Annotated in this window: 17 protein-coding genes and 1 pseudogene; 7 read left to right on the forward strand and 11 right to left on the reverse strand. The window is 71.6% G+C overall.

Annotated elements, in window-relative coordinates; translation table 11 throughout:
• Positions 1–28: 28 nt before the first annotated feature.
• Both OHS33_RS18885 and OHS33_RS18890 read right to left on the reverse strand, forming a co-directional pair.
• Positions 29–715: a LytR C-terminal domain-containing protein gene (locus OHS33_RS18885; protein WP_330331598.1), complete on the reverse strand. Its 687-nt coding sequence runs from the start codon at positions 713–715 to the stop codon at positions 29–31.
• Between the two features lie 114 nt (positions 716–829).
• A complete protein-coding gene (locus OHS33_RS18890) occupies positions 830–1,126 on the reverse strand; it encodes a type II toxin-antitoxin system VapB family antitoxin (RefSeq protein WP_330331599.1) in 297 nt (98 codons plus the stop codon).
• 88 nt (positions 1,127–1,214) lie between these two features.
• Here OHS33_RS18890 and OHS33_RS18895 point away from each other — a divergent pair, with 88 nt between their 5' ends.
• Complete coding sequence (locus tag OHS33_RS18895) at positions 1,215–2,822, forward strand: helicase HerA-like domain-containing protein (protein ID WP_330331600.1); 1,608 nt, start codon at positions 1,215–1,217, stop codon at positions 2,820–2,822.
• Positions 2,823–2,940: 118 nt separating this feature from the next.
• Positions 2,941–3,873: a glucose-6-phosphate dehydrogenase assembly protein OpcA gene (gene opcA, locus OHS33_RS18900; RefSeq protein ID WP_330331601.1), complete on the forward strand. Its 933-nt coding sequence runs from the start codon at positions 2,941–2,943 to the stop codon at positions 3,871–3,873.
• Here opcA and OHS33_RS18905 read toward each other — a convergent pair.
• A complete protein-coding gene (locus OHS33_RS18905) occupies positions 3,822–4,337 on the reverse strand; it encodes a cupin domain-containing protein (RefSeq protein ID WP_330331602.1) in 516 nt (171 codons plus the stop codon). The genes opcA and OHS33_RS18905 overlap by 52 nt on opposite strands.
• A gap of 63 nt (positions 4,338–4,400) precedes the next feature.
• Positions 4,401–5,009, reverse strand: a complete 609-nt coding sequence (locus OHS33_RS18910) for an HhH-GPD-type base excision DNA repair protein (RefSeq protein WP_330331603.1) — start codon at positions 5,007–5,009, stop codon at positions 4,401–4,403.
• Positions 5,010–5,129: 120 nt separating this feature from the next.
• On the opposite strand from OHS33_RS18910, the gene OHS33_RS18915 reads away from it, so the two are divergent.
• Entirely contained in the window at positions 5,130–5,942 is an 813-nt protein-coding gene (locus OHS33_RS18915) for a VOC family protein (RefSeq protein WP_330331604.1), read from the forward strand.
• Here OHS33_RS18915 and OHS33_RS18920 read toward each other — a convergent pair.
• The 5 genes and pseudogenes from OHS33_RS18920 to OHS33_RS18940 all read right to left on the reverse strand — a co-directional run bounded on the left by OHS33_RS18920 (position 5,905) and on the right by OHS33_RS18940 (position 11,935).
• Positions 5,905–6,882, reverse strand: a complete 978-nt coding sequence (locus tag OHS33_RS18920) for a helix-turn-helix domain-containing protein (RefSeq protein ID WP_330331605.1) — start codon at positions 6,880–6,882, stop codon at positions 5,905–5,907. The two genes, OHS33_RS18915 and OHS33_RS18920, sit on opposite strands and share 38 nt — an antisense overlap.
• Positions 6,883–7,196: 314 nt before the next feature.
• On the reverse strand, positions 7,197–7,712 hold the full coding sequence (locus OHS33_RS18925; protein ID WP_330331606.1) for an SRPBCC family protein: 516 nt from the start codon (positions 7,710–7,712) through the stop codon (positions 7,197–7,199).
• A gap of 88 nt (positions 7,713–7,800) precedes the next feature.
• Positions 7,801–8,265, reverse strand: a pseudogene (locus tag OHS33_RS18930) (molybdopterin-dependent oxidoreductase); the annotation flags it as partial.
• A 65-nt stretch (positions 8,266–8,330) separates the two neighbouring features.
• Positions 8,331–11,114: a molybdopterin-dependent oxidoreductase gene (locus OHS33_RS18935; protein ID WP_330331607.1), complete on the reverse strand. Its 2,784-nt coding sequence runs from the start codon at positions 11,112–11,114 to the stop codon at positions 8,331–8,333.
• On the reverse strand, positions 11,111–11,935 hold the full coding sequence (locus OHS33_RS18940) for an FAD binding domain-containing protein (protein WP_330331608.1): 825 nt from the start codon (positions 11,933–11,935) through the stop codon (positions 11,111–11,113). The genes OHS33_RS18935 and OHS33_RS18940 overlap by 4 nt, the downstream gene beginning before the upstream one ends.
• Before the next feature lie 284 nt (positions 11,936–12,219).
• Between OHS33_RS18940 and OHS33_RS18945 the strand changes: the two genes are divergently transcribed.
• The gene (locus OHS33_RS18945) at positions 12,220–13,701 is read left to right on the forward strand and encodes a helix-turn-helix domain-containing protein (protein WP_330331609.1); all 1,482 of its coding nucleotides are present in this window, start codon (positions 12,220–12,222) and stop codon (positions 13,699–13,701) included.
• Between the two features lie 18 nt (positions 13,702–13,719).
• Here the strand turns inward: OHS33_RS18945 and OHS33_RS18950 are convergent, their stop codons facing one another.
• Entirely contained in the window at positions 13,720–14,142 is a 423-nt protein-coding gene (locus tag OHS33_RS18950; RefSeq protein WP_330331610.1) for a TOBE domain-containing protein, read from the reverse strand.
• A 370-nt stretch (positions 14,143–14,512) separates the two neighbouring features.
• Here OHS33_RS18950 and OHS33_RS18955 point away from each other — a divergent pair, with 370 nt between their 5' ends.
• The 3 genes from OHS33_RS18955 (at position 14,513) to OHS33_RS18965 (ending at position 15,369) form a co-directional block, all read left to right on the forward strand.
• Positions 14,513–14,716 carry a cold-shock protein gene (locus OHS33_RS18955; RefSeq protein WP_330331611.1) on the forward strand — a complete coding sequence of 68 codons (204 nt, stop codon included), beginning with the start codon at positions 14,513–14,515 and terminating at the stop codon, positions 14,714–14,716.
• A gap of 87 nt (positions 14,717–14,803) precedes the next feature.
• On the forward strand, positions 14,804–15,088 hold the full coding sequence (locus OHS33_RS18960) for a hypothetical protein (protein WP_330331612.1): 285 nt from the start codon (positions 14,804–14,806) through the stop codon (positions 15,086–15,088).
• A complete protein-coding gene (locus OHS33_RS18965; RefSeq protein WP_330331613.1) occupies positions 15,076–15,369 on the forward strand; it encodes an SCO5918 family protein in 294 nt (97 codons plus the stop codon). The genes OHS33_RS18960 and OHS33_RS18965 overlap by 13 nt, the downstream gene beginning before the upstream one ends.
• Here the strand turns inward: OHS33_RS18965 and cydB are convergent.
• Entirely contained in the window at positions 15,356–16,447 is a 1,092-nt protein-coding gene (gene cydB / locus OHS33_RS18970; protein WP_330331614.1) for a cytochrome d ubiquinol oxidase subunit II, read from the reverse strand. The two genes, OHS33_RS18965 and cydB, sit on opposite strands and share 14 nt — an antisense overlap.
• Between the last annotated feature and the right edge of the window lie 27 nt (positions 16,448–16,474).

Raw genomic sequence — 16,474 nt, forward strand, 5'->3', positions numbered from 1 at the left:
GAGCGCAGCTCCGGGGCCGTTCGGCGTTTCAGCAGGTCGCGGCGGGCGCGGGTTTGGGGTGGGCCAGGAGGGCCACCGTCTTGTCCGCGTCCTCCTTCTTCGTCAGCTCCTTGAAGGAGTCTCCGAGGATCAGGTCGATGTCCGTGCCCTCGCGGGCGTCGGTCTGCGGGGTGGCGCCGGCCAGCTGCGCGCCGAGTACGGAGAAGGCGGCCTTGTCGGTCCTGGGCGAGCCCAGCAGTATCCCGGGTCCGGTGACCTTCTTCTCGAAGTCGGCGGGGGCGTTGCCGACGTGCCCGAGGAGGAAGCCGCGTTTCTTCAGTTCCTCGCCGACGGCCTTGGCCAGGCCCGCGCGCGGGGTGGCGTTGTAGACGTTGACGGTGATCTGGCCGGGCTGGGGCAGCGCGGCCGCCGGAGCGGCCTTGGGCGCACCGGCCGGTTCGCCCCGGGCGCCGCCCGCCGTGTCCTTGGCGGTCTTCGCGTTCGCGGCGGTCTTCGCGCAGTCCTTGGCGCCGGCGGCGGTGGGGCGTTTGCCGCTGTCGCCCCGGAAGACGTCGATGAGCTGCAGCGCTCCGTAGCCGAGCAGTGATAGCGCGACGACCGCGCCGAGCACGGCGAACACGATCCGACGTCGTCTCCGGGGGCGGCGCATGCGGGGGTACGCGGTCCCGGTGACGCGGTACTTTCCGCCCAGGCCGGGGGGAGTGAGCATGCTCATGGGCGGCAGCGTAGTGCGGCCCGGTGACGATGCCTACTAAATGATCTGTTCATAGGCCAAGGCAGACCCGAAAGGCGCAATCCCGGGGATTCCCGGCGCGCGGTTCAGCGCGGTTCAGCCCATTTCGAGGACGCGCGCGTGCAGCACCTGGCGCTGCTGGAGCGCGGCGCGCACGGCGCGGTGCAGCCCGTCCTCCAGGTACAGGTCGCCCTGCCACTTCACGACGTGCGCGAAGAGGTCGCCGTAGAAGGTCGAGTCCTCGGCGAGCAGCGTTTCGAGGTCGAGCTGTCCCTTGGTGGTCACGAGCTGGTCGAGCCGGACCGGGCGCGGGGCTACGTCCGCCCACTGCCGGGTGGTTTCCCTGCCGTGGTCGGGGTACGGCCGCCCGCTTCCGATGCGCTTGAAGATCACACGGAAAGCCTACCGGTCAAGGGCCTGCGGGCGCAGCCTCGCCTGCTTGGTGCAAAAGTGGCGGATAGTGCTATTTCGGGAGTGATGCATGAGCGAGAGCAGCCACGAGAGTGGCGAAACGACCGCCGCCGACGCCGCCGACGCCGCCGACCTGATCGTCGCCGGGTACGCCTTCACCGGACCGGCACTCGACCTGGGGGCGCTGCTCTGGGACGGGACCTGTCTGCCGGACCACCAGATCCGCATCCCGCTGTCCATGCTCAACCGTCACGGCCTGGTCGCGGGCGCGACCGGCACCGGCAAGACCAAGACCCTCCAGCTGATCGCCGAACAGCTCTCGGCGAACGGCGTGCCCGTCTTCCTCGCCGACATCAAAGGGGACGTCTCCGGCATCTCGGCCCCCGGAGTGCCCGGTGAGAAGGTCCAGGAGCGGGCCCGGGACGTCGCCCAGGACTGGCGGGCGACCGGCCACCCCAGCGAGTTCTATTCGCTGGGCGGCATCGGCCCCGGAATTCCGGTCCGGGCGACGGTGACCAGTTTCGGTCCGGTGCTGATGTCGAAGGTGCTCCAGCTCAACCAGACGCAGGAACAGTCGCTCGGCCTCATCTTCCATTACGCGGATTCCAAGGGCCTGGAACTCATCGACCTCAAGGACCTGCGGGCCACCGTCGCCTTCCTCGTCTCCGACAAGGGCAAACCCGAGCTGAAGGGAATCGGCGGCCTCTCGACGGTCACCGCCGGGGTGATCCTGCGCGCGCTGACGGCGTTCGAGCAGCAGGGCGCCACGGAGTTCTTCGGCGAGCCGGAATTCGACACCAGCGAATTCCTCCGTACGGCCGCGGACGGGCGGGGAACGGTCTCCGTCCTGGAGCTGCCCGCGGTCCAGGACAAACCGCAGCTCTTCTCCACCTTCCTCATGTGGCTGCTCGCGGACCTCTTCAACGACCTGCCGGAGGTCGGCGACCTGGAGCAGCCCAAACTCGTCTTCTTCTTCGACGAGGCGCACCTGCTCTTCAACGGCGCCTCGAAGGCGTTCCTCGATTCCATCACCCAGACGGTCCGGCTCATCCGTTCGAAGGGCGTCGGGATCTTCTTCGTGACCCAGACGCCGAAAGACGTGCCGGCCGATGTCCTCGCGCAGCTCGGCAACCGGGTCCAGCACGCGCTGCGCGCCTTCACCCCGGACGACGCGAAGGCGCTCAAGGCGACGGTGAAGACGTTCCCCAATTCGGAGTACGACCTGGAGGAACTGCTCACCCAGCTGGGCACGGGCGAGGCCGTCATCACCGTGCTCAGCGAGAAGGGCGCGCCCACCCCGGTGGCCGCCACCCGGCTGCGCGCCCCGCAGTCGCTGATGGGGCCGATCGACGGGGCCGCCCTGGACCAGGCGGTCAAGGCCTCGCTGCTCTACTCGCGCTACGCCGAGCCCGTCGACCGCGAATCGGCGTACGAGAAGATCAGCGCCGACCAGGCGGCGGCGGAGGCCGAGGCGGAGGCGGCGGCCGCGGCGGCGGAGGCCGAGAAGCAGGCGAAGGAGGCCGAGAAGGCGGCGCGCAGCGCCCCGAAGCCGGATCCCTCGCTGGCCGAACAGGTGGTGGGGAGCGGGCTGTTCCGCTCGCTGGCCCGCTCGATCGGCACCCAGCTGGGCCGGGAGATCTCCCGCTCCCTCTTCGGCACGGCCAAGCGCCGCCGCTGAGGGAGGACCCCGTGGAGGACCCCGTGAAGGATGACAAGGACGGCCTCGCGGAGGTCATCCAGGGGGAATCGAGCCATCCGGGTGACGCCCCCGTAGCGGACGCTGAGAGACTCCTGGGATGCGGACCGAACTCACCGACACCACGTCCAGCCAGGTAAACCGGGCCCTCCTGGAGGCCCGGCGCGCCGTCGGCAGCCCGACCATGGGACTCGTCCTGACCCTGGTCGTGGTCACCGACGAGGAGAACGCCTACGACGCCGTCCGCGCGGCCTCGGAGGCCTCGCGCGAGCACCCGTGCCGGATCATCGCGGTCATCAAGCGGACCTCGCGCGGTCCGCACAAGCTGCGCCAGACCCGGCTCGACGCGGAGCTGCGGGTCGGCTCGGACGCGGGGAGCGGGGAGGTCGTGCTGCTGCGGCTGCACGGCGAGCTGACCGGACACCCGGGTTCCGTGGTGCTGCCGCTGCTGGTGCCGGACGCGCCCGTGGTGGCCTGGTGGCCCGCCGACGCCCCGGCCGATCCGGCCCGGGACCCGCTGGGCGCGCTGGCCAAGCGCCGGATCACCGACGCCCAGACGGCGCTGGACCCGGTCGCGATCCTGGACGAGCGCGCCGCCGTGTACGCCCCCGGGGACACCGACCTCGCGTGGACCCGGCTGACGCCCTGGCGGGCGCTGCTGGCCGCGGCCCTGGACCAGAAGCCGCTCCCGGTGACGGGCGGCTCGGTCGAGAGCGAGGCCGACAATCCGAGTGCCGAGCTGCTCGCCCGCTGGCTGGAGGACCGGCTCGGGGTGCCCTTCACCCGCGTGACGACCGAGGGCCCCGTCATCACCCGGGTCCGGCTGGAGACCTCGGGCGGCGAGATCCGGGTGGACCGGCCCAAGGGGGCACTGGCCACGCTGGTGCTGCCGGGGAGTCCGGACCGTACCGTCGCGCTGAAGATCCGCAACAACGCGGAGCTGATCGCGGAGGAGCTGCGCCGCCTCGACGCGGACGAGACCTACGGCTCGGCGCTGCGCCGGCGGCCGCTCCAGGCGGCGCTCTCGGCGTAGTGGTTGTCGTACACGGGCGAGGAGTCCTTGATGTCCTGGACGGTGGCCTCGCCCGCGTTGACCCGGCCGAGCAGCCGGTAGTAGTCGAAGCGGCCCATGCCGGGCGTGAAACCGACGAGCACCTCGGCGGTGTGTCCGGCGGCGGGCGCGAAGGCGTGCTTGATGCCGGGCGGCACGGCGAGGAAGTCGCCCTTGCCGAGGGTCTGCACCTCGTCGCCGACGAGCACGTCCAGCTGTCCCGCGGTCACGAAGAAGAACTCGGTCGCCTTGGTGTGGAAGTGCACCGGGGCGCCGGCCGCGCCCTCCTCGAAGACCGCGGTGTTGCAGGTCAGCGCGCCGCCGGTGGTGTCGGAGTCGGCGAGCAGCGTGATCAGGCTGCCGGGGGCGTCGCAGATGCTCTCGGCGGTGGCGGAGCGGGTCAGGTGCGGCAGGTGCGGGGCGCGCTGTGCGGTTTCCGTGTTCATGACTCCTAATCTAGGCGGCCCGTTGACCGGGGTCAGGGGCCAATTCCACCCCTGATTTCCCGGTCAATTCCCAGCCGTATCCCCGGTCCCACCGGCAGCCGCCTTGGCCGCCGCCTTCATCTCCTGCTTGTGCGCCCGGACCTTCGCGAGCGACTCCGGCCCGGTGATGTCGGCGGCGGACCGGTACACCCCGGCCGCCCCGTAACCGCCCGCCGCCTCCCGCCACCCCTTCGGCCGTACGCCGAGCCGCTTGCCCAGCAGCGCCAGGAAGATCCGGGCCTTCTGCTCGCCGAAGCCCGGCAGCGCCTTGAGGCGTTCGAGCAGCTCGGCGCCGGTCCCGACGCCGGTCCACAGCGCGGCCGCGTCCCCGTCGTAGTGCTCCACCAGATACGCGCACAGCTGCTGCACCCGCTTCGCCATCGCCGCCGGATAGCGGTGCACGGCCGGCTTCTGCGACAGCAGCGCCGCGAAGGCCTCCGGGTCCTGGGCGGCGATGGCGTGCGCGTCCAGATCGTCCGTCCCCATCCGCTGGGCGATCGTGTAGGGACCGGCGAAGGCCCACTCCATCGGTACCTGCTGGTCCAGCAGCATGCCGACGAGCGCGGCCAGGGGGCTGCGCCCGAGCAGCGCGTCGGCTTCCGGCTGCTGGGCGAGGCGCATCGTGATGTCCATGCCTCCAGCGTCCCGCGCGCCCGTGCTCCGCGCGCGGGGGGCACACCGCGCGCCTAGCGTGAGAGGCGTGACCCGTCACGTCGTACACGACGGTCGTACACGACTCAGGAGTCGATGATCATGACTGAATTCCCGGAAGGCGCACCGTGCTGGGTGGACGCGATGTTCACCGATGTGGAGGGTGCCAAGAGCTTCTACGGCGCGGTGCTGGGCTGGACTTTCGGTGAGTCCTCCAGCGAGTACGGCAACTACACGCAGGCCTACGCCGACGGCAAGGCGGTGGCGGCCGTCGTCCCGCCGATGCCGGGGCAGGAGGCCACCTCGCAGTGGTGCCTGTACTTCGCCTCGCCCGACGCGGCCGCGACCGCCGGGAAGATCAAGGCGGCGGGCGGCGAGGTGCTGATGGAGCCGATGCAGGTCGGCAGCTTCGGCACGATGGCGATCGCGAAGGAGCCGAGCGGCGCGGTCTTCGGCGTCTGGCAGCCGGGGGACCACAAGGGCTTCGAGAAGGTCGCGGAGCCGGGCGCCTACTGCTGGGCGGAGGTCTTCACCCGCGATCCGGCCGCGGCGGACGCCTTCCTGCCGAAGGTCTTCCCCTATACCGCGCACCAGGTCGACCTCGGTGACGGTCCCGAGATGGCGGGCATGGACTTCAAGGTCTTCAGCGTGGGCGGCCCGGACAACCCGGTGCTGGGCCGGATGAACATGGGCTCAGAGTTCCCGCCGGAGATCCCCTCGTACGTCCAGGTCTACTTCACCGTCCCGGACTGTGACGCGGCGGTCGCGAAGACCACGGAACTCGGCGGGATGCTGCACTTCGGCCCGATGGACAGCCCCTTCGGCCGCTTCGCGGCGGTCACCGACCCCCAGGGCGCGGCCCTGGCCCTGATCGACATCACCACGACGGTGGGTGAGATGCCGAAGATGGGCTGAGGCCGTCCTCCCGGCAGTCGCGGCATTGGCCGCCGGGAGCCGGAGCGCGGTAGGCGAGGTCACACGTCACACAGGACTGGAAGGGGTCCGGGGGCACGTAGTTGGCCCGCCTGCGTTCGGGTTCCAGGCGCGGCGGCAACTGCTCCCGGAGCCGGTGGGCGATCAGCCCGGCGGGGTTTTCGAGCGCATGCGGGAGCCGGGCGGTCAGTACGGCGATGATCGCGTCCGGGCTCGCGCGCTCCAGCCAGGGCTCGACCCGGGGCGCGAGGCTCTCGATGTCGCGCGCGCCGAGCAACAGCCGGCTGTCGACGCGGCGTAGCCGGATGAGGATGTCCGTGGACGCCCGGCGCACGGCGGCCGAGTGCGGTGTCGCCTCCGGCTCCGGCTCCGGTGCCTCCGGCTCCGGTTCCGGTTCCGGTGCTGCCTCTGGTTCCGGGGCGGGCTCAGGCTGTACGGGCTCGGGCTCGGGCTCCGGTGCCTGCGGTACGGGCTCGGGCTGTACGGGCTCCGGCTCCGGCTCCGGCTCGGGCGCCTGCGGTACGGGCTCGGGCGCGGGCTTCGGTTTCGGGGCCGGACGCGGCGCCGCTGCCTGCCGCGTCATCGCGCGGGGGTGGTTGTAGGAAATCGTGCGGGTGACATAGGTGCCGTCGGGCAGCTGTTCCCGTACCCGCTTCAGGTACCCGGCGGCCTCCAGCTCGCGCAGCGCCGAGGCGATCCGGATCTTCCCCTCGGGAGCCACCTTGGCCAGCGCTTCGATGCTGATCGGGACGCCGGGGCGCAGCGACTGGATGTACCCGGCGAGCCCGCGCGCGGTCATCGACAGCCCGGGATCCTGGAGCAGTTGGTTGCCGAGGACGGTGAACCGGGACGTGAGCCGGACGTTGGCGTGTTGAACGCCGTACGTCGGGCGGGGGTCAGCGCTAAGCTGCGTCAGAGCCATGGGGAAGCGAGAGACTTCCTGCTTGGTCAGGCCCTCGTCCGGGATTCGCAGTCCCGGCGGGGGCCGTCTTCGTTTGTGGGGTTGTCGGGGCGAGCATATGCCCGGCAACCGGTCCGAAATCCAGTCCAGTTGGCAGGGTTCACCCGTGTGAGTGAGCGGGCTTTCGGCGGGCCCGACGGGAAGGCTGGTTGGGTTGGGCCGGGTTCTTCTTCCCCAGGTACTGCGAAGCAAAGAAGAAATACGGCGCACCGAACTTCGTTTGACCGGAAGCCGGTGCGCCAGACGTCGGAAGCCGATTTCGATGTCGGGTTCAACTACACCGTTTCGGCGGCCGATTCGAGCTTCTTCTTGAGGTTGGCCAGGGTGGTGCGGATGTTGCGCCGCTGGAAATCGGCGAAGAGGTGGCCGCGCGTCGCCAGCCGGTCGAAGGCGTTCGCCACGGCGTCGGGCCAGGAGCGGCGGTCGTCGGTCCAGGTCTCCGTCACGCGGGTCCCGTCGCCGTCCGGCTCGAAGCGGTACTCCCAGGTGGCGATGGGTCCCGGCAGCAGCGGCCGGGTGCGGCCGATCGCGTGCACCCGGAACCGGAAGAGCCGGTCCTGGTCGGCGGCGGTGACCGTGCAGCGGGTGGTCCAGCGGAAGGGGCCGCGCTTGTTGTGGCCGTCGAAGGTCATGCCGACGTACGCGGCTTCCCGGCGCTCGCCGCGCAGTGTCGCCCCCAGGTTCTCCGGGCTCCAACTGCCCATCAGGGCCGGGTCGGAGACCTGCCGGTAGGCGGTGGCGGGGCTGACTCCGACGAGGATGCTGTCGGACACGCTGAACGTGCGGGGCATGACACTCCGATCTCTCACGGCTTCGCGCGTCACGCTACCGCCGGAGCTACCGATCGGTAACCCCAGGAGAGGCGGAGACCGGAGACGGTCAGACGCCCAGGTTCGGCGCCGTCAGCGCGCCGAACCAGACGTGGGTGACCGCGCTGACGTAGCGCGCACCGCAGCGGTCCGAGGGGACCACCAGCTGGCTGCCCGCCTCGTCGAGGTCCACCCCGTCCATGCGGGTGGCCAGCAGGACCGGGCTGTCGCCGAAGTCGGCGTCCAGCTCGGCCCAGGACAGGACCGTGTGGTGGCCGTCGCCGCCGCTGACCGCGAGCAGGAAGCGCGAGCGGTCCTTGCGGCGCCGGGCGTCGAAGGCGGGGCCCGCGTCCGCGACCACCTCGCGCAGCAACGGTCCTTCGAACACGTGGTGCTGGGGGCCGTTGGTGGCGCAGTCGAACGTCACCTCGGCCCGGTGCTCCCGCCACTCCCGCAGGTCCGCGACGCTGAGGGTCGCCGGGTGGTCCAGGTCTCCGTGCAGCATGAGTTTGGCCATGTCGGTGTCATGCCCGGGCGGAGTCGTTCCGGAAACTCATGTGCAAGGCTCATCTCACGATGTGGGTGGCAAGTGTGTGAGAGTTACTCGGAAGTGCATCGCATCTCCTGTTGGATCTTTTGCCAGACGACGTCCCGGGTGACGGGCAGCTCCGTGAACCGCACGCCCGTCGCGTCCCGCAGCGCGTTCGTGAAGGCCGGGGCCACCGGGTTGAAGGGGCTCTCGGACATGGACTTGGCGCCCAGCGGGCCGATCGCGTCCGAGGTCTCCATGAAGTGCACCTCGGTGCGCGGTACGTCGGCGTACTGCGGGAGCCGGTAGCGCCGGAAGGCCGCCGTGGTGACCTCCCCGCGGTCGTCGACCCGTACGGTCTCGAAGAGGGTCGCGCCCAGGGCCTGCGCCACCCCGCCCTCGACCTGGCCGCGGCACTGCATCGGGTTCATGACCTTGCCCGCGTCCGCCGCGTGCACGCTGCGCAGGATCTTCATCTCGCCGGTGTCCGGGTCGACGGCGATGCGGAACCACTGGGCGTTGAAGGCCACCGAGCGGGGGGAGCCGCCCCAGTGGCCGTCGGCCGCGATCTCCTCCGGCCTGCCCTGGTCGTGGGCGGCCTCGTACAGCTCCTTGAGGGTGACGACGCGGCCCGCGCAGTCGAAGGCCTCGGCCCCCAGCGTGCACAGGTGCCGGGCGACGCCCGTGTGGCGGGCCGCGAAGGTCAGGAGGCGCTGCGCGAGGGAGTTGGCCGCCAGCATCACGGCCTTGCCCGCCACCACCGTGCCGGCCGAGCCGAAGGCGCCGGTGTCGTGGCGGACGACGTCCGTGTCGGACTGGCGGACCGTGATCCGGTCGACCGTGGTGTTCAGCGCGCCCGCGGTGATCTGCTTGTGGACGGTGGTGGTGCCGTTGCCGAACTCCGCCGTGCCCACCGCGATGTCGTAGGTGCCGTCGCGCAGCAGGCTGACCCGCGCGTCGGCGAAGTGGCCGCCCGGCGGGCCGGTCGCGATCATCGCGACCGCCGCGCCCGTCCCGGTGAGCCAGCCCGCCGGGACGTCCTCGTGGCTGCGGTCCTCGGCGATGGCCTTGCGGACGACGTCCATGCACTGCTTCATCCCGTACGAGGCGATGAAGAGGTCCTCCTCGTGGCCGATCGGGGTCACCATGTGGTCGCCGGGGCCGATGACGTTCTTCTCGCGCAGGACGAGCGGGTCCATGCCGAGCCGGAGGGCCAGCTCGTCCATCACCGATTCGAGGGCGAAGAGGACCTGGCCCAGGCCGTAGCCGCGGAAGGCGCCCGCCGGTACCGCGTTGGTGTAGACGGAGTAGGCCTCGACCTCTTTGTTCGGCGCTTTGTACACCGCGAAGGACTCGCCGACGCTGTGGAACATGACCGCCGGGCCGTGGTTGCCGTAGGCGCCGGTGTTGGAGACCACGCGGATGCGCAGCGCGGTGAGGGTGCCGTCGGCCTTGGCGCCGATCTTGATGGTGATCTTGAAGGGGTGGCGGGTGGTGGCGCCGTGGAACTGCTCGGCCCGGGTGAATTCGAGTTTCACCGGGCGCCGCAGCTTCAGGGCGGCGAGGACCACGATGTCCTCGGTGAGCATCTCCTGCTTGCCGCCGAACCCGCCGCCCACGCGGCCCGCGACGACGCGGACCTCGTCCTCGCCCAGGTCGTAGAGCGCGCACAGCGCCCGCCGGGTCAGGAACGGCGCCTGGGTGGAGGAGCGGACGGTGATCCGCTCGCCCGGGGAGCCGTCCTCCTTGGGCTCGAAGTACGCCACGCTGCCGTGGGTCTCCAGGCTGGCGTGCTGCACGCGCTGGGTCAGATACGTCTCCTCGTGGACGACGTCCGCCTCCGCGTACCCCTTCTCCATGTCGCCGAGGGTGTGGTGGACCTCGCCGCACACGTTGTTCCCGGCACGGAAGATGCCCGACTCGGGGCCCTTGGGGTGCAGGACGGGGGCACCCGGAAGCATGGCCTCCTCCGGGTCGATGACGTACGGCAGTTCCTCGTACGTGACCACCACGCGGCGGCAGCCCTCCTCGGCCGCCTGCTCGCTCGTCGCGACGACGGCCGCCACGCGCTGGCCGACGAAACGGACCACGTCGTCCAGGACGCGGGTGTCCATCGGGTCTTCGGTGGGGTGCTCGTGGCGGGCCGAAGAGTACAGCCGGTCGGGCGCGTCGTGATGGGTGAATACGGCGTGCACGCCCGGGACTTGGAGCGCGTCGCGGGTGTCGATGCCGACGATCCGGGCGTGCGGGTGCGGGGAGCGCAGCAGCTTCATGTGGAGCAGCCCGGGCACCTCGACGTCGAAGGTGTAGCGGGCGGTGCCGGTGACGACCTGCGGCCCGGCCGGGGCGCCCAGGGACTTGCCGACGGCCTGCCCGGCCTCGGGGGACTCGGTGTGCTTGACCCCGCGCACCGCGTCCTCGATGGCGCGGTAGCCCGTACAGCGGCAGATGTTGCCCTTGAAGGCGCGGGGGAGGTCGTCCAGCTTGCCGTCGTCGTGGGCGGTGCCCCGCTCGGCCTGCAGCGCGGCGGTGGTCATCAGGTACCCGGCCGTGCAGAAGCCGCACTGGAAGCCCTGCGCGTCGAGGAACTGCCGCTGCGCCGGGTGGAGTTCCCCGCCCGGCTCGGCCAGGCCCTCGACGGTGGTGACGGAACGGCCCTCGGCGCGGACGGCCGGATAGACGCAGCTGTGCACGGGCTGCCCGTCGACATGGACCGTGCAGGCCCCGCAGTCGCCCTGGTCGCAGCCCTTCTTCACGCCGAACCAGCCCTGGTCGCGCAGGTAGGTGCGCAGGCACTGGCCGGGGCGGGGCACGGCCTCGCAGCGGCGCCGGTTGATGTCGGTCTCGAAGCTCATCGGGGTACCTCCGGGGAGAGTTCGCGGCGGACTTCCTCGGCCAGGCGCAGACCCATGTGCCGGCGCCAGGCGGGCAGGCCGTGGATGTCGTCGAACCAGTCCTCCTCGCGGACCGCGCCCTCGATCGCGGCGCGCAGTTCGGCGGCGGTGGGCGGCAGCGCGAACCAGAAGCGGAAGGGGCGCACGGTCGCGGCGGTGATCGTGACGGTGAGGGAGCCGTCCTGGGGGTCGCGGACGCCGATGACGAGGGCGCCGGAGCGCCCGAGCCCGTAGAGCGAGGCCTGCCGGAAGGCCGTACGCCCGTCCAGCGCGCGGGCGGGCAGGCTGATCGAACGCAGCATCTCGCCCTCGCGCAGGTCCTTCTTCCCGGCGCCGGTGATGAAGTCGGCGACCGGGATCCGGCGCACCACCCCGTCCTGGCCCTGGAGCCGGCACACGCCGTCCAGCGCGGCCGTCAGGGAGATCATCGGGCCCGCGGGCAGGCCGTTGCAGAGGTTGCCGCCGACCGTCGCCATGTTCCAGATCTTGAAGGAGGCGAGGAAGGCGCGGCAGCACTGCTCGATGAGCGGGGCGGCGGTGGCGGGCAGCGACCGGCCGAAGCGGGACAGCTCGGTGATCGTGCAGGTCGCGGCGATGTCGAGGGAGCCGTCGGGCTGCCAGGACAGCGGCGGCCAGCCCATCCGCGAGAGGTCGATCAGCCGGCGGATGTGGGGCTGCGGCTCGGAGAAGAGGTACGTGCCGCCGCCGAGGAAGGCGTCGCCCGGCCGCCAGGGCTCGCGGCGTCGCGGGTCACGTACGTCGATCACCGTGTTGAGATCCAATGCCGGCCACCAGCCCCTCTGTTCCCGCTGTGTTCCCGCTGTACCGCGGCTGTTCCCCGGGGTTTCCGCAGGTTTCCAGCCAGTGAAGCAACGGCGCGGGGGGCGGGACGACTGGTCACGGGCACGGAAACGGACGAGTCCGGCAGGGTCGGCCCTGGAGGATCAACCAGGAGGCCTATGACCCTCTTGCCCTGGCATTTACTATGGGTCTCCATGTATTCGCCTGGCGAATGTGGGATGCCACCCGCCGCAAGGAGTCCCACCCGCCGCAAGGAGCCCCTGCCATGCACGTCCTCGACCTGCTCCAGTCCGACAACCTCGGCCTCACCCTGCTCTGGGGCGAGGACGCCCTTCTCGGCCAAGAGGTCAGCGGGGTCACCGCCACCGACCTGGAGGACCCGGGCCGTTTCCTGGGCCCCGGCGAACTGGTGCTCAGCGGGCTGGTCTGGTGGGCGGAGGGCGACCTCGGCAAGGCCGACCGGTTCGTCGCCGCGCTCGCGGACGCCGGGGCCACCGCCCTGCTCGCCGGTGAGGAGACCCACGGCCGGGTCCCGGACGAACTGGTCGCCGCCTGCCGGGCCCGCAGGGTGCCGATCGTCGCCGTGCCCGCGCGCACCAGCTTCCGGGCCGTGACGGAGGCGGTGTACCTGCGCCAGTGGGGCGACCTGAGCCGCCGCCCGACCCGGCTCTTCGCGCTGCCGGAGAACGTCCGCAGCGAGCTGAGCGGACTGCTGGAGCGCGGCGCGGGACCGGCCGAACTCCTCGACCGGGCCTGCGCGCACCTGGGGCGCGTGCCCTGCTACCTGCTGACCGCGAGCGGGCGCACGATCGCCCGTACGCCCTCCGCGCCCGCCATCCCGGCGCAGCGCGGGGCGGACGCCGCGGCCGGCGCCCTGGGCGGGGTCTCGCTGAACATCGAGGCCGCCGGCACGCCGTACGACGCCTGGCGCCTCCACCTGCCCGACGCGGACGCGGCCCCGCCGCGGGTGCTGCACGAGATCGCCGAGGTGCTCGCCCAGTACCGGGACGGGCAGGCGCGGCGGACGGCGGCCGAGCGGGCCGCCGCCGCGGAACTGGTCGCGCTGATGGAGGGCGCGGCGACGGCCGACCCCGGGGCGCTGGAGGACGCGCTGGCCGCGGCCGGGCTGCCCGCGCGCGGACCGTACCGGGTGCTCGCCGCCACCTCCGGCGACGCGCTGGCCGAGGCGCTCGCGCACCTCGGGGTGACGGCCGTGGTCGGCGAGGGCGTCGCCGTGCTCCACGAGGACGCCCCCGGCGGCCCGGACGCGGGGGCGGATGCGGGCGCGGATGCGGGCGCGGAGCTGCGCGGACTGTGGCCGCTGCTCCAGGCCTGCCGCCCGGAAGCGGAACTGCGCGTCGGCGTGGGCGCGGTGGCACCGGGCACGGAGGACCTGCGGGCCTCGCTGAACCAGGCCCGGTTCGCGCTGACCGCGGCGGGGGACGGGACCCCGGTCCGGGTGATCGACCAGCTGGACACCCTGGCGGCGCTGCTGGCGGGCGTACCGGCCGAGGTCAGGGCGGTGTTCGGGGCGCGGACGCTGGGGGCGCTCGGGGACGGGATGCTGCGGGAGACCCTGGAGGTGTTCCTCGCGAACAACTGCTCCTGGACGCGCACGGCCGAGGCGCTGCACCTGCACGTCAACACCGTGCACTACCGCATCGAACGGGTGGAGACGCTGACCGGCCGGGACCTGTCCCGGCTGGATCACAAGCTCGACCTGTACGCGGCGCTGCGCTGCGGGTAGCGGCCGCGGGCCACGGCCCTAGGGAACGGTGAGGTCGATGTGGACGTTCGTCGACTTCACCCGGGCCGTGACGGTGACCCCGACCTCGATGCCGAGTTCCTCGACCGACTCCCGGGTGACCACGGACACCACGCGGTGCGGGCCGGACTGGATCTCCACCTGGGCCGCCACGTCGTCCACGCGCAGACCGGTGACGATCCCGGCGAAGGAGTTGCGTACCGAGGTGGCCACCCCGCTGTCGGGCACCGGGTGCAGTCCTTCCGCCCGTTCCTTGGCGAAGGCGGCGAGCGCCACCCCGTCGATGACGCGGGAGCCGCCGGCGGCCCCCGGGGCGTCGTGCGGCCGGGAAGCGGGCAGGCGGCCGCCGTCCGTCCAGCGGCGGACGGTTTCCGGGCTGACGCCCAGCAGGTTGGCGGCCTGCCCGATCGAGTACGACGGCACGCCCGCACTGTAGCGGGCGGCCCGGGAGCCGCCGTGAGTGCGCTGGGCCAGGCGTACCGAGGCGTACCGAGGCGAAATGAGGCGGACTGGCGAAATATCTGCTATCGCGGATACAGAAACTATGTTCAAGGGGCCGACCACCCGGGCGAATTCGAATAACTGACGCACAGCGCTGCCGCTCAAGGCCGTGGTACTGTCGAATCAGTTGCAGTTGTGGTTCCCAAAAAACGACAAGCGCTTCCGACCTGGTGTTCTACCGGCGGATGCGCTTTTTGTTTCCGGTGCTTTCCGGGTACGGGGCAATCATCGCGGCGACGCGGGGCTCGCACACTGCGGCCCCCGGAACTGCCCCGTTTGAAGGAGATTTGACATGGCTACTGGCACCGTGAAGTGGTTCAACGCTGAAAAGGGCTTCGGCTTCATCGCCCAGGACGGCGGCGGCGCCGACGTCTTCGCCCACTACTCGAACATCGCTTCCCAGGGCTTCCGTGAGCTCCAGGAGGGCCAGAAGGTCTCGTTCGACGTGACGCAGGGCCCGAAGGGCCCGCAGGCGGAGAACATCGTCACCGCCTGATCGCCGAGGCGACTTCGCCGGGGCCCGCACCTTGGGTGCGGGCCCCGGTTCGTTTCTCCGCAACGTGTCGCACCAGGAGGGTTCTCCATGGACCGCCGCACCACGGACACGAACACCACAGACAACAAGAGCAACAAGAGCAATACGAGCAACTCGCATCCGGTCGGGGCGCGGCGGCTGTCGGCAGCCGAACCGGCCCCCTGCGCACGGTCGCTGGAGCCACGGCTCGCGACCGCCCTCGGCGGTGTCCCCTCCCGCCACCAGGCCGGCCCACACACCACCCGCGTCACCCGCGTCACCCGCAGGACCCCTGACCGGAACGCCGGACAGGGACGCTTCCGCCCCGAGGAGGTACCACCATGCGCCTTGTGATCGCCCGCTTCCCCTTCGACCTGAGCAAGAGCGAAGTGGAGGCATCCATGAAGGGCGTCGCCCCCCAGCCGATCACCGTCGCCTCCGTCGCGTCGGTGACCATCGGCCGCCGTGTGTACCCGGTCAAGCAGGTCGGCCAGGTCATCACCCGCCAGGACCCGCGTGACTTCACCGCCAACGAGGTCGTCCGGGCGCTGACCCGCCTCGGCTTCACGTGTCAGCCCGCCCTCGCCCCGGAAGAGACCTCGCCCCCGGCCGGCGACGGCGTCAACCTCTGGTAGCCACGTCCCTCTCCGGCCGGGGCCCTCGCCGCCCCGGCCGGTGGACCGGCGCCCCGCCCCCGATCGCCCCGCCCTCAATCGGCCCGCCCCCGATCGGCCCGCCCCCGATCCGCTTCCTGAAGACCCAGTACGTCCACGCCTGGTAGGCCATGACCACCGGAGCGGTGAAGGCCGCCACCCAGGTCAGGATCCCGAGCGTGTAGGGGCCCGCGGCGGCGGAGGACACGGTCAGGCTCCACGCCGGGTCGGTGGCCGAGGGCATGAGCGCCGGGTACAGGGAACCGAACAGGGTGCCCGTGACGAGCACCACGATCAGACCCGACAGGGCGAACGCCCACCCCTCGCGCCGCTGTTCGGCCAGCTCGCGCACCACCAGCAGCGCGCACACGACCACCGATACAAGGGCGAGGACGACGACGTCCCCGGTGCGGACCATCAGCCAGAACGCGGCCCACAGGGCCAGTACGGCGCACCCGCCGCCCACCCGACGGGCGGTGCGCAGGGCCCGTACACGCAGCGCGCCCCGGCAGCGCAGTGCGGCGAAGAGCGCACCGTGGAGGGTGAACAGGGTCAGCGAGACCAGGCCGCCGAAGGCCGCGTCGGGGTTGACGATGAGGCCGGCGCCGCCCGTGACGTTCCCGTCGGCGCCGATGGGCACCCCGCGCGCCATGGTCGCGAACAGGGCGCCCCACAGGAACGCGCAGACCAGCGAGGACCAGAAGACCGCCCGGTCGCAGGTGCGGCGCCAGCGCGCGTCCGCCCGCTTGGCCCGGTATTCGAGGGCCACGCCGCGCACGATCAGGCACACCACGACGGCCAGGACCGGCAGGTAGAAGCCGCTGCACAGCGCGGCGTACCAGTCGGGGAAGGCGGCGAAGGTCGCGCCCACGGCGGTCAGCATCCAGACCTCGTTGCCGTCCCACACCGGGCCGATCGTGGCCAGCAGGGTCCCGCGTTCCTCGGCGTCGCGCGCGAGCAGTCCGGTGAGGACGCCGATGCCGAAGTCGAAGCCTTCGAGGAAGAAGTAGCCGGTCCACAGGAAGGCGATCAGGGCGAACCAGAAGTCGTTGAGGTGCACGGGGCTCAGGGGGTCCTTGTCCGGGTC

It is taken from the genome of Streptomyces sp. NBC_00536 (assembly GCF_036346295.1).
Classification (GTDB): Bacteria; Actinomycetota; Actinomycetes; order Streptomycetales; family Streptomycetaceae; genus Streptomyces.

Bases quoted from the DNA above. Each gene is read 5' to 3' on its own strand.
- OHS33_RS18915 (WP_330331604.1), top strand. From the start codon at position 5,130: ATGACTGAATTCCCGGAAGGCGCACCGTGCTGGGTGGACGCGATGTTC.
- OHS33_RS18955 (WP_330331611.1), top strand. From the start codon at position 14,513: ATGGCTACTGGCACCGTGAAGTGGTTCAACGCTGAAAAGGGCTTCGGC.
- OHS33_RS18905 (WP_330331602.1), bottom strand. From the start codon at position 4,337: ATGAACACGGAAACCGCACAGCGCGCCCCGCACCTGCCGCACCTGACC.
- OHS33_RS18910 (WP_330331603.1), bottom strand. From the start codon at position 5,009: ATGGACATCACGATGCGCCTCGCCCAGCAGCCGGAAGCCGACGCGCTG.
- OHS33_RS18895 (WP_330331600.1), top strand. From the start codon at position 1,215: ATGAGCGAGAGCAGCCACGAGAGTGGCGAAACGACCGCCGCCGACGCC.
- OHS33_RS18935 (WP_330331607.1), bottom strand. From the start codon at position 11,114: ATGAGCTTCGAGACCGACATCAACCGGCGCCGCTGCGAGGCCGTGCCC.
- OHS33_RS18920 (WP_330331605.1), bottom strand. From the start codon at position 6,882: ATGGCTCTGACGCAGCTTAGCGCTGACCCCCGCCCGACGTACGGCGTT.
- OHS33_RS18965 (WP_330331613.1), top strand. From the start codon at position 15,076: ATGCGCCTTGTGATCGCCCGCTTCCCCTTCGACCTGAGCAAGAGCGAA.
- opcA (WP_330331601.1), top strand. From the start codon at position 2,941: ATGCGGACCGAACTCACCGACACCACGTCCAGCCAGGTAAACCGGGCC.
- OHS33_RS18945 (WP_330331609.1), top strand. From the start codon at position 12,220: ATGCACGTCCTCGACCTGCTCCAGTCCGACAACCTCGGCCTCACCCTG.
- OHS33_RS18960 (WP_330331612.1), top strand. From the start codon at position 14,804: ATGGACCGCCGCACCACGGACACGAACACCACAGACAACAAGAGCAAC.
- OHS33_RS18885 (WP_330331598.1), bottom strand. From the start codon at position 715: ATGAGCATGCTCACTCCCCCCGGCCTGGGCGGAAAGTACCGCGTCACC.
- OHS33_RS18925 (WP_330331606.1), bottom strand. From the start codon at position 7,712: ATGCCCCGCACGTTCAGCGTGTCCGACAGCATCCTCGTCGGAGTCAGC.